Genomic DNA, 10,547 nt, shown 5'->3' on the forward strand with positions numbered 1-10,547 from the left:
TTGTAAAGTTATAATTTACAATAAAATTGATTTATTTTTAAATATTACTCTTTTATAGTCATTTTAACCAATTCAATTTTCTTGTTTGAGGCTTCTTCGATAATAAAAGTGTAGGTTCCAATTTTAATTTTTTCACCTTTTTGAGGAATTTCTGTAGTAAAATCGACAATGAATCCGCCCAGAGTTCCATAGGAATCACTTTCGGGAATATTGAGTTTGTAGGTTTGATTTAAGTATTCAACATCCAATCGTGCCGAAAACACAAAAACACCTTCTTCGATTTCATTTTCAATACGAATTTCTTCCGAATCGTGTTCGTCTTCTATTTCGCCAAAAAGCTCTTCTACAATATCTTCAATCGTGATTATTCCTGCCGTTCCGCCGTATTCATCAAGAACTACGGCAATACTTTTTCTTTTTTTGATAAGCAAATCCAAAACTTCTTTAATAAAAATAGTTTCGGGAACAAATTCCACCGCAATTAATGTTGATTTTATGGTTTTTGGCTTTTTAAATAAATCAAACGAATGCACATAACCAATGCAATCGTCTAACGAATCTTGGAAAACCATAATTTTAGAATAGCCTGTTTCTATGAATATTTTCTTCAAATCTTCAACAGAATCATCTATATCAACGGCGGCAATTTCGGTTCTTGGCGTCATAATATCGCGTGCTTTCACACCTGAAAACTCCAACGCATTTTGAAATATTTGAATTTCAGAATCCACTTGCTCGTGATCTTCAAAGTGGTTCATTTGTTCTGTAATGTAATTCCCAAGTTCTAATTTGCTAAAAAATAAAGGAACAAAATCGCCTTCTGTTTTAAAAAATCGTTTCAAAATTGTATCTGAAATCCACATTATAAAAGATGAAATAGCATAAAAAAGCAAATAGAAAAAATAGGCAGGAAGGGCAAAAAACTTAATAAAGGTATTGGCATAAATCTGAAAAAAAACCTTCGGAAGAAATTCCGACGTCATTAAAACCAAAAATGTAGAAAGCACCGTTTGGATTAATAGATTGGCACTATTTGAAAATTGATATCCCAAAGTTGTTATCCAGCGCATCAATAATTCGCCCATAAAAAAGCCGTAAATTACCAATGCCACATTATTTCCAACGAGCATTGTAGCTATAAACTGCGAAGGTTTTTCGGTTACTTTTGTAAGGATTTGGGAAAGAAAATTATCTTGTTTTTTTTCAATTTCAAGATATATTTTATTGGAAGAAATGAATGCAATTTCCATTCCCGAGAAAAAAGCGGATAGTATCAAACATAATATTATAATACTAATTTCCATGGTTTACTTTGAGTTGTTTCTAGCTTCAAATTTCTTAGCAAATTTTCTTCTGAAGAAAAACATAAAAACCGATACAATTGCAATTCCTAAAAAAAGAAAATGTTCATCGGTAGCTTCATTCCAAACTGAGATTGATTTGTAAGCAAAGAAAACTGCGGCTACAAGATAAACGTACTGGGTATATTTTAAATAATTCATTTTTCGTTTTTTTAATTAATTTGACTGAATAACTTCTCCAACTATTTTTTGAGAATTTACAATTTTAAAATCTTTGCTAAAATCGATTCCTTCGCCAAAGGAAACTCCTTTTGGGTCTGTAAATTTAAACTTTTTTTCGGTATAAAACCACTCGTTTTTTTTATCAAAATACAATTGTTCTGTTTCTAAAACTTGCCCCGTTTCATTTGTGATTCTCACATTTCCTTGTAAATCTATCACATCTGTGCCTTTGTAAGTGACTGCATAATTTGAAGTTACAAATGTTTTTTTATTTTTAATATCAAATAAAGTCACGATAATTCCTTTTGGAAATTCTGTAAATGGGTAGGTTACATTTGCATAATCCAGCATTTTTGGACTAACCAATATAGATTTTATTCTTCCCGAATCGGTGTATTTCATATTGAAATCATCGGCTTCACCGCTTGGCGAAAATTCAGAAAAATTTTGTTTTTGTACTTCTTTGAAATTACTTTCACAAGAAAAAAGGCCTGTTACTAAAAGAAGTAAAAGACCACTATTTCTAATTATGTGTTTCTTGAAAGTCATAAATCAACTTTGTTATTATTTATAAAAAAAGTAAATTTTCAACGGAATTACCATTGGCTTTAAGCCTAATAAAAACGTTTCTTTTGGAACCATTTATCGTTTAAAGAAAGACCTACTGTGATATTGGTGTAATTTTCTTGAACTAAATTCGCTAAAGTTGTTCCACGTTTTCCGTATTCAATACCGATATTAATATTAGAAAAAACACCAATAATTGGCAATCCAAGACCCGCTGTAACTTCAAAATCATTAATTGATTTGTTATTGATAATCAGTCCTGTGTTTTCATATCTCAACCCCGCACGATACGTTATTTTTTCAAAATATTTTGAAAAAGAAGTGTAATTTGGAATGTAATACCCCCCAATATTGTATTTTATCGCATTTTCGAATTTAACATTATTTATATCATTGAATCTATTTCCCATGTCACTACTTTGTTGATAGGTAATTTCAGTTCCTATCATCCATTTTCTATTTTGTCCGATTCCAAAACCTAAAGCCAATTTTGAGGGCAATTTAATAGAAGTGTTTGCTACAGTGACATCCAAAGGATCTACAACTATTTCGGCACCCGAGCTAGAATATTGAATAGTTGCAATGTTTCTTTCATTTGTAGATTTCAATATGCTTTCTGGCGAATAAGTCAAGCTCCCAAAACCAGTAAGTTTGCTGCTTATTTTAGTATTATATGTTACACCCGCAGTAAATGTTGCTCCTCCAATATCAGATAAATTCTTTTCTCTGGAACCAAATTGAATTCCCTCAACAAATCGAAGAGAATAGGTTTCAATTTTTCCGAAATTATAACTAAAATCAATTCCAAAACTTAATTTAGGTGAGAATTCGTAGCCAACGCCTGCAAAAACTTTGTTTAGCCCACCACTTCCTGTATACTTTTTGATTTCTGCAGGAGTTACAGCCGGCGAAGTTGTTGCTGAAGTATTTGACTGAATATTGTATCCAACTGAAGAATAGGGCAACAATCCAAAACCAACACCAAATTTACCAAATGGAAGTCCAACTGCTAAATAATCTATCGCGGTTCTTCTTGCATTTTCACTTTGTGAACTTGTAGTTAAATTCGTAGTAAGATAGGTCCCACCCAATGAAAAAGTAGTTAATTTTAATTTTGAATATGATGCAGGATTTTGAAAATTCAAGTGAATACTATCAGAAAAAATAGTCAATCCTCCCATTGCACGGTTTTCCGCTGTTCCTTTGAACTTTACATCGCCAATTCCATAAAAAGAATAAGGAGACGAAGTTGCTTGTTGTGCAAATGAAATTACTGATAAAAGCAGAAAAGCGGGTATTAAAATTTTTTTAATCATTTTGATTTTTATATTGAAATATTTGGTTCAAGCTCTCTAAAAGGAAATTTGAATTGGCAAATATGGTATTTTTTAATCGTTTAGCCAAAAATTCTGTGTCTCCTCCCGTTAAAATTATTATAAATTTAGGATATACAAGTTGATATTGAGCAATAAAACCCTCAATTTCATTTTGAACGCCATTTAAAACCCCAGAATGAATGGCACTTGAAGTTGAATTTCCTATGAATTCGTTTTCATCAATAGTATTTAAATTTTCTTTAAATAATTCCAATGTCAATAAAGGTAATTTTGCAGTGTAATGATGTAATGATTCATACCTCAACCGAATTCCTGGCGAAATTGCGCCCCCAAGATAATTGTCATTTTCGTCAATAAAATCATACGTAATACACGTTCCGGCGTCAATAACCAATCGGTTTTGGTTTGGAAAATTCAAAACCGCACCACTCGCCAAAACCATTCTATCGATTCCTAAAGAATGTGGCGTTTCATATTTATTGTGAAAAGGAAAAGTAGAATTGTGGGTAATAAAATGAACATTTAACCGATTTTCAAATGCTAAAAACGCTTCTTCTGGTAGGTTTCCAACAGTTGCAATAACTATATCGGTTGTATTTTGATATTTATTTAAAGTAAAATCAAGTTGTTTTTGAAGTTCCGAACTATAAAAATCAAACCGTTCTACAAGGTTAGAACCCTCAAAGACAGCCGCTTTAATTTTAGTATTCCCAACATCTACCGCTAAAAGCATAATTTATAATTAGATGTTGCGAAGGTACGAATAGATTTTTTTTAATAATTGTTTTGTATAAATTAAAATTCGTACTATATTTGCACCCGCGAAAGTAAGGTACCTTAGCTCAGTTGGTAGAGCAATGGACTGAAAATCCATGTGTCCCTGGTTCGAACCCTGGAGGTACCACGTTAAAAATCCCTAATCACTTTAAATTAAAGTAGTTAGGGATTATTGTTTTATGTATTTGTACGATTTTTGTATTGTAAATTAAATTAAGCTATAATTTTAGTGTTTCAAGCAATAAAAAAAGTTATTGTTTTTAGCTACATTTCGTGCATTTCATACATTTAAATATTTGACTAATCAAAATTCTTTGTTTGATTTTCTAATTCTTTCAGTTTTTCTAGCATTTTCAGTAGCAATTGATGGAAATTACACCAATTATGTGACAGGTGAAAAAATGAGTTTTTCAAAAAATCAAAAAATCACTTTCAAACCTTGGGAATATAAAATTTTAATCGCCGAATAAGCAATTCAAAATACCTAAAAGCACAAATCAGTTCGGTTTGTGCTTTTTTAATTTTAGCTTTGCACTTTGAAAAAGCAACTATGAATCAGAATTTCGATATACTAATTATTGGCGGTGGTGCAGCCGGTTTTTTTACCGCTATAAATACAGTAGAAAAAAATCCGTCGTTGAAAGTCGCTATTTTAGAACGGGGAAATGAAGTACTCAACAAAGTACGGATTTCTGGCGGAGGCAGATGCAACGTGACCCACGCCTGTTTTGAACCCAACGAATTAGTCAAATTCTATCCTCGTGGCGAAAAAGAATTACGAGGGCCGTTTCATCAATTTTGCTCTGGAGAAACCGTCGAATGGTTTGAAAAACACGGAGTCGAACTAAAAATTGAAGCCGACGGACGAATGTTCCCCGTTTCAAATTCTTCGCAAACAATAATTGACTGTTTTCAAGACGCCACAAAAAAATTGGGAATTTCTGTTTTAACGAATCAAAGCGTTCAATCTATATTCAAAAAAGACGCACTTTGGAAAGTCGAAACACAATCGGAAACCTACATTACCGAAAAATTAATTTTGGCAACAGGCAGCAATCCAAAAATCTGGGAAATGCTTCAAACCTTTGGCCACGCTATCGTTTCGCCCGTCCCATCCCTATTCTCATTCAATATTAAAGACCCAAGAATAAAAGAATTGCCAGGTGTTGTAGCGCAAGTTTCTGTGAAAGTTAAAGACACAAAACTCGAAACTTCAGGGCCTTTATTAATCACACATTGGGGAATGTCAGGGCCTGCAATTCTAAAATTATCGGCTTGGGGAGCACGGATTTTGCACGACAAAAACTACCAATTTACCATTTTTGTGAATTGGCTGAATGATTTAGATGCCGAAAATGTCGAGAAAACCCTCAAAGAATTAAAATTAGAACACGCAAAAAAAGCCGTTTCCAAGAAGTCGCCATTTGATTTAACCAACCGATTATGGGAAAGTTTGGTGCTCGCCTCGGGCATTGAATCAGAGACAAAATGGGCTGATTTATCGAAAATCCAACTTCAAAATTTATCCAATCAGTTGACAAATGGCACGTTTCAAGTCAATGGAAAAAGCACCTTCAAAGAAGAATTTGTAACCGCAGGAGGAATTGATTTGAAAGAAATTAATTTCAAAACTATGGAAAGCAAATTGCACGAAAACCTCTATTTTGCTGGAGAAATTGTAAATATCGATGCCGTAACGGGCGGTTATAATTTCCAAAATGCGTGGACAAGCGGATTCATTGTCGCTAATTCAATTTAGATTTTCCGCTATTTTATTTTGGAGCGAATTGTTCCCGCTTTTCAGGAATTGCAATTCCCGCTTTTGCCTTTATCTCTCCACTTCGTTACGAGGATATCGGCTCCATCGGGGCTAACGGATTATTCATTTTTGTACTTTTAATTAAGAGAAGTTTATCCTTTGATTAACAAGAAATTAGTAGTCACATCAAACTAATTTTCAAACTCCTTAATTACATTGTTGCTTTCTCTTTAATTTGATACTATTAAAAATTGCTACCTTTAGTCGGTTGTAAAAACTTTGGTTTAAGTTTAGTTTTGCATACTGAAATTAGCAATATGACTAAAAAATTCATTTCTATTAAGTTTGGCGAAAGAGTTAGAGAAATTAGAGTTTCAAAAAATCTTTCTCAAGAGCAATTAGCTGACTTAGCTAATGTTCATAGAACTTATATTGGTATGGTTGAACGAGCAGAGAAAAATATCACTCTCGTAAATATTGAAAAAATTGCTAATGGCTTAAATGTAAACATAACTGAATTATTAAAATGAGTTACTATAACGATATTTGGAATCCATGGACAATAAAATCTGTAAATACTCCTTTTGCAACAACTGAAAATGCAGTAGGTGATGGCGAACATAAACTTGGTGTTGAATTTGATGTTGAACCTTTTGGCCAAAACTTTGCTTATGATTTAGAAGTAAATGGAGAGAAATGGGAAGTGAAAAAATTAGATTCTGATAATAGTTTTCGTTTAGGAGTAGAGGTTGCAACTCATTATACACCAATAATTTCAAATGTAATAAGAATTTTAGAAAAACTAATTTCTATAAAAAATGAAATATTAGATAGTGAAGTTGGTATAATAATCAAATTATGTATTATTAAGATTGAATCTACAAGCGGAAGGAGTAGCACATTGCTTTTAGATGGTTTACGAAAAAATGAAGTTTCTGAATCTAATTTAAACAAGGCAAATGAAATTATTGAAGAGTTAAAAAGTATTTTGTTAAAACATGGGACGATGTCTTTATATTCATCAATTGATGGGAGTAGAAAAGATTATGAAATTTCAAATGCTTTTAAAAAAATAATTATTGAGGAAATTTCTATTGAAGAAAAAGTAAAATTAATTGGAGATAGAGATATTTACAATCGTTTATTAGTTACTAATCTTATATTAGATGATATTATAATTTTTGAAACCAATACACTGCGTGAAAAATTAAATTTAATTATTAGAAGTGTTTTTCAAATTGTTAAGTTAGTCCTTGTACACGGAAATAATGGATATAAACCTATTGCAAATTTAGAAAGTTTTTATTGCAATAGAATTACAAGTGGTTTACCAAGGTGTAAGCTTATATAAAACTTAAATTTAATTGAGTTTTATTTTCATTAATAAGTTTATTATCTTCCCAATCTTTTAGTGTTTTACCTAAATGATATGCAAAACCAACCGCAATTGCATTTCCTATTTGTCTAAATTGCGAACCTGTTGAACCGTGGAAAATAAAATCATCAGGAAATGATTGAATTCTTGCAGTTTCTCTAACGGTAAATCTTCTCTCACAATTAGGGTGAACAGCTATAACAGCGCCACCTGTGCCTCCGCCTCTTCCAACAATTGTTGGACTTATTTTATCCCAATCAAGTTTTCTGTTTCCAATATAACCGTTAATTTTTACCTTATGTTTTGTTCCGTAGTGATTAGCAATTTTTTCTCCTTCTACTGTTTCAGGTTCGGGTAAATTATAAATAGTATCTCTTAATGTTTTGTATGGTTTTAAGTCTTTTTCCCCTTTTACAGAATGTGTTTTTTTTGGTGGAAAATTATTAAATAATAAATCTGTTTTTTCTATATCAATATCATTTGATACACCTAAAAATATAACCCTTTTTCTTCCCTGAGGAACACCATAATCTGCAGAATTTAATAAAAATTTTTCAACTCGATAACCATTTCCGCATTCTGAAAATTCCTTTATTATTTGTTTAACAACTTCTCCTTTTCCAATACTTAAAATACCTGCAACATTTTCAGCTAAAAAATATTTGGGTTTGGTTTCATTTAAGAGTCTAACAATTTCTAAATAGAGTTCATTTCTTGCATCATTTACGTGTCTATAAGTGTTAGCTACTGAAAAACCTTGACAAGGAAAACCTCCACAAAGTAAATCATATTCAGGAAGTTCTTCTCCTTTTAATGTTTTAACATCCTTTAAATACAATGGATGATCAAAATTATTATCATAAGTTTTTTTACAATCTTTGTCTATATCTGTTGCTAATACAATTTTATGTCCTGATTTTATTAACCCTAAATCAAGACCTCCACAACCTGCAAATAAAGATACTACTTTCATAAATAAGCTACTTTTAGTATGCAAATATACAAACAATTATTTTGATTTTGCAAACATTACTTTTAATTTTTTTATTATAAATCCATTCTTATATTTATGTTGGATATCGGCCCCATCGGGGCTAACGGATTATTCATTTTTGTACTTTTAATTAAGAGAAGTTTATCCTTTGATTAACAAGAAATTAGTAGTCACATCAACCCTTTAACTTTTTGGTTTAGATATTTTTACAAAATAAAATTCCAGAAATTCAATTTTATGAATTAGCAAAAGACAAAAATTACCAAGAATATTTTAGTAAAAGTTTAAATTTAAAACCAGATGAAATAGAACTATTTCTACAATTTTGTGATGCCGATCCAAAATCTAAAATTGTTGCTCAAAACAATAATTCGTTGGCTATGATGGATTTTTTATTTGCAAAAAACCTTGAATTCAAAAAACTATAATAAAATGTTTTCTACACGTAATCGATTGATTACTAAAAAACTGTACACTGAACACTAACCTCTGTTCAGCCACCAAATACTAGCATTCAAAACTGAAGCAAAACTCACCCAAAGGATATAAGGAATAAATAAATAACCCGCAATTTTATCGATTTTTCCAAATTGAACATAGGTTTCATAAATCATCAACCACAAGAGTACAATTTCTACTAAAGCCAACATTGGGTTATGCAAACCGAAAAACAATATTGACCATAGCGCATTCAACGCCAACTGAATCGCAAAGAAAATCAACGCTTTTTTTACCAATTCTCTATTTGTATCAATTCTGTTCCAAACCAATCCTGCGGCAATTCCCATCATAATATAAAGCATCGACCAAACTGGCGCAAAAACCCAACTTGGCGGATTAAAACTTGGTTTTACTAAATTAGGAAACCAAGTCGTAACGCTTGATCTCGTTGCCATTCCAGAAAAATAACCAATCGCCAGACACGTTGCTACAACAATTAAAATTCGTTTATATTTGTTCATAATTATTTAATTTAGATAACAAATTTAAAGAAACTTTGCGTGGAATAGTCAAATTAATCCAACGTATAAATCAAAAAAAGTATCTTTGTAAAAATTAGTACCGTTTATGAGTTCAGCAAACGATTTTATACCCTCAAAATACGAGCATTCTATTGAAAAAGGGGCTTTTTCGTGGAGCGCGCCAAGCAACATCGCATTAGTGAAATATTGGGGGAAAAAAGACAATCAGAATAGTCAAATTCCCGCAAATCCTTCCGTAAGTTTTACATTAAATTCGTGTAAAACTGAAACTAAATTGGCTTTTGCCAAAAAAAATAACGACGGAAATTTCTCTTTTGATTTGTTGTTTGAAGGAAAACCAAAAGAAGATTTCAAGCCTAAAATTCAGAAATTTTTAGAACGAATTGAAGTTTATTTACCTTTTTTGAAAGACTATCATTTCACGATTGACACTCAAAACACTTTTCCACACAGCTCAGGAATAGCATCATCAGCTTCCGGAATGGCTGCTTTGGCAATAAATTTTATGAGTTTAGAAAAATTGCTATCCCGAAACTTCGGGACTGAAATGACTGATGATTATTTCTATAAAAAAGCATCATTTTTGGCTCGTTTGGGTTCGGGAAGCGCTTGCAGAAGTGTAAAAGGTAGTATTGTTGTGTGGGGAAATCACAATACTATTTCAGGAAGTTCCGACTTATTTGGAGTTGAATTTCCAAATGCAATTCACGAAAATTTCAAGAACTATCAAGACACCATATTATTGGTTGACAAAGGCGAAAAGCAAGTTTCAAGTACTGTTGGACATGATTTAATGCACGGGCATCCATTTGCCGAAAGGCGGTTCCTACAAGCACACGAAAATTTAGATGCGTTAATTTCTATTTTTGAAAGTGGCAATTTAACCGAATTTATCAAAATTGTAGAAAGCGAAGCCTTGACTTTACACGCAATGATGATGACTTCAATTCCTTATTTTATACTGATGAAACCCAATACTTTGGAAATTATAAATGCCATTTGGAAATTCAGAAATGAAACTCAAATTCCTGTATGTTTTACACTGGATGCGGGGGCAAACGTGCATATTTTATATCCAGAAAAAACAAAGGAAAAAGTTTTACAATTTATTAAGAGCGAATTAGTTGGCTATTGTCAAAATGGTCAGTACATTTGTGATGAAATTGGATTTGGAAGTCAATTGATAATTGATAATTGATAATTGATAATTGATAATTGATAATTGATAATTG

General features: G+C 31.7%; 13 protein-coding genes and 1 tRNA gene. 7 read left to right on the forward strand and 7 right to left on the reverse strand.

Annotated features, from left to right (window positions below):
* Nucleotides 1–44 precede the first annotated feature (44 nt).
* The 5 genes from AC9UEH_RS00900 to AC9UEH_RS00920 all read right to left on the reverse strand — a co-directional run bounded on the left by AC9UEH_RS00900 (nucleotide 45) and on the right by AC9UEH_RS00920 (nucleotide 4,160).
* The gene (locus tag AC9UEH_RS00900) at nucleotides 45–1,304 is read right to left on the reverse strand and encodes a hemolysin family protein (RefSeq protein ID WP_509527518.1); all 1,260 of its coding nucleotides are present in this window, start codon (nucleotides 1,302–1,304) and stop codon (nucleotides 45–47) included.
* Between the two features lie 3 nt (nucleotides 1,305–1,307).
* Nucleotides 1,308–1,502, reverse strand: a complete 195-nt coding sequence (locus tag AC9UEH_RS00905) for a hypothetical protein (RefSeq protein ID WP_509527520.1) — start codon at nucleotides 1,500–1,502, stop codon at nucleotides 1,308–1,310.
* 15 nt (nucleotides 1,503–1,517) lie between these two features.
* A complete protein-coding gene (lptC, locus tag AC9UEH_RS00910; protein ID WP_509527523.1) occupies nucleotides 1,518–2,072 on the reverse strand; it encodes an LPS export ABC transporter periplasmic protein LptC in 555 nt (184 codons plus the stop codon).
* A 65-nt stretch (nucleotides 2,073–2,137) separates the two neighbouring features.
* Nucleotides 2,138–3,406 (reverse strand): BamG family beta-barrel-assembly machinery protein, encoded by a 1,269-nt coding sequence (bamG, locus tag AC9UEH_RS00915; protein ID WP_509527525.1) that lies wholly within the window; start codon nucleotides 3,404–3,406, stop codon nucleotides 2,138–2,140.
* On the reverse strand, nucleotides 3,399–4,160 hold the full coding sequence (locus AC9UEH_RS00920; RefSeq protein WP_509527528.1) for a type III pantothenate kinase: 762 nt from the start codon (nucleotides 4,158–4,160) through the stop codon (nucleotides 3,399–3,401). The genes bamG and AC9UEH_RS00920 overlap by 8 nt, the downstream gene beginning before the upstream one ends.
* 98 nt (nucleotides 4,161–4,258) lie before the next feature.
* On the opposite strand from AC9UEH_RS00920, the gene AC9UEH_RS00925 reads away from it, so the two are divergent.
* The 5 genes from AC9UEH_RS00925 to AC9UEH_RS00945 all read left to right on the forward strand — a co-directional run bounded on the left by AC9UEH_RS00925 (nucleotide 4,259) and on the right by AC9UEH_RS00945 (nucleotide 7,314).
* Nucleotides 4,259–4,331 (forward strand) — tRNA-Phe (locus AC9UEH_RS00925).
* A gap of 169 nt (nucleotides 4,332–4,500) precedes the next feature.
* On the forward strand, nucleotides 4,501–4,674 hold the full coding sequence (locus AC9UEH_RS00930; RefSeq protein WP_509527530.1) for a hypothetical protein: 174 nt from the start codon (nucleotides 4,501–4,503) through the stop codon (nucleotides 4,672–4,674).
* Between the two features lie 80 nt (nucleotides 4,675–4,754).
* On the forward strand, nucleotides 4,755–5,963 hold the full coding sequence (locus tag AC9UEH_RS00935) for a BaiN/RdsA family NAD(P)/FAD-dependent oxidoreductase (protein WP_509527533.1): 1,209 nt from the start codon (nucleotides 4,755–4,757) through the stop codon (nucleotides 5,961–5,963).
* A 317-nt stretch (nucleotides 5,964–6,280) separates the two neighbouring features.
* Nucleotides 6,281–6,493 (forward strand): helix-turn-helix domain-containing protein, encoded by a 213-nt coding sequence (locus AC9UEH_RS00940; RefSeq protein ID WP_509527536.1) that lies wholly within the window; start codon nucleotides 6,281–6,283, stop codon nucleotides 6,491–6,493.
* Nucleotides 6,490–7,314, forward strand: a complete 825-nt coding sequence (locus AC9UEH_RS00945; RefSeq protein WP_509527538.1) for a hypothetical protein — start codon at nucleotides 6,490–6,492, stop codon at nucleotides 7,312–7,314. Before AC9UEH_RS00940 ends, AC9UEH_RS00945 begins: the two co-directional genes overlap by 4 nt.
* On the opposite strand, the gene AC9UEH_RS00950 is transcribed toward AC9UEH_RS00945, so the two are convergent.
* Nucleotides 7,307–8,311 (reverse strand): DNA cytosine methyltransferase, encoded by a 1,005-nt coding sequence (locus AC9UEH_RS00950; RefSeq protein ID WP_509527541.1) that lies wholly within the window; start codon nucleotides 8,309–8,311, stop codon nucleotides 7,307–7,309. The genes AC9UEH_RS00945 and AC9UEH_RS00950 overlap by 8 nt on opposite strands.
* 248 nt (nucleotides 8,312–8,559) lie before the next feature.
* On the opposite strand from AC9UEH_RS00950, the gene AC9UEH_RS00955 reads away from it, so the two are divergent.
* Nucleotides 8,560–8,760, forward strand: a complete 201-nt coding sequence (locus tag AC9UEH_RS00955; protein ID WP_509527561.1) for a BamP family beta-assembly machinery protein — start codon at nucleotides 8,560–8,562, stop codon at nucleotides 8,758–8,760.
* 54 nt (nucleotides 8,761–8,814) lie between these two features.
* Here AC9UEH_RS00955 and AC9UEH_RS00960 read toward each other — a convergent pair whose 3' ends face one another.
* Complete coding sequence (locus tag AC9UEH_RS00960; RefSeq protein WP_509527544.1) at nucleotides 8,815–9,294, reverse strand: TspO/MBR family protein; 480 nt, start codon at nucleotides 9,292–9,294, stop codon at nucleotides 8,815–8,817.
* A 106-nt stretch (nucleotides 9,295–9,400) separates the two neighbouring features.
* Here AC9UEH_RS00960 and AC9UEH_RS00965 point away from each other — a divergent pair, with 106 nt between their 5' ends.
* Nucleotides 9,401–10,513, forward strand: coding sequence for a diphosphomevalonate decarboxylase (locus tag AC9UEH_RS00965; protein WP_509527547.1), 1,113 nt, complete (start codon nucleotides 9,401–9,403; stop codon nucleotides 10,511–10,513).
* Nucleotides 10,514–10,547: the final 34 nt, after the last annotated feature.

It is taken from the genome of Flavobacterium sp. (genome assembly GCF_040402835.1).
Taxonomy (GTDB): Bacteria; Bacteroidota; Bacteroidia; order Flavobacteriales; family Flavobacteriaceae; genus Flavobacterium.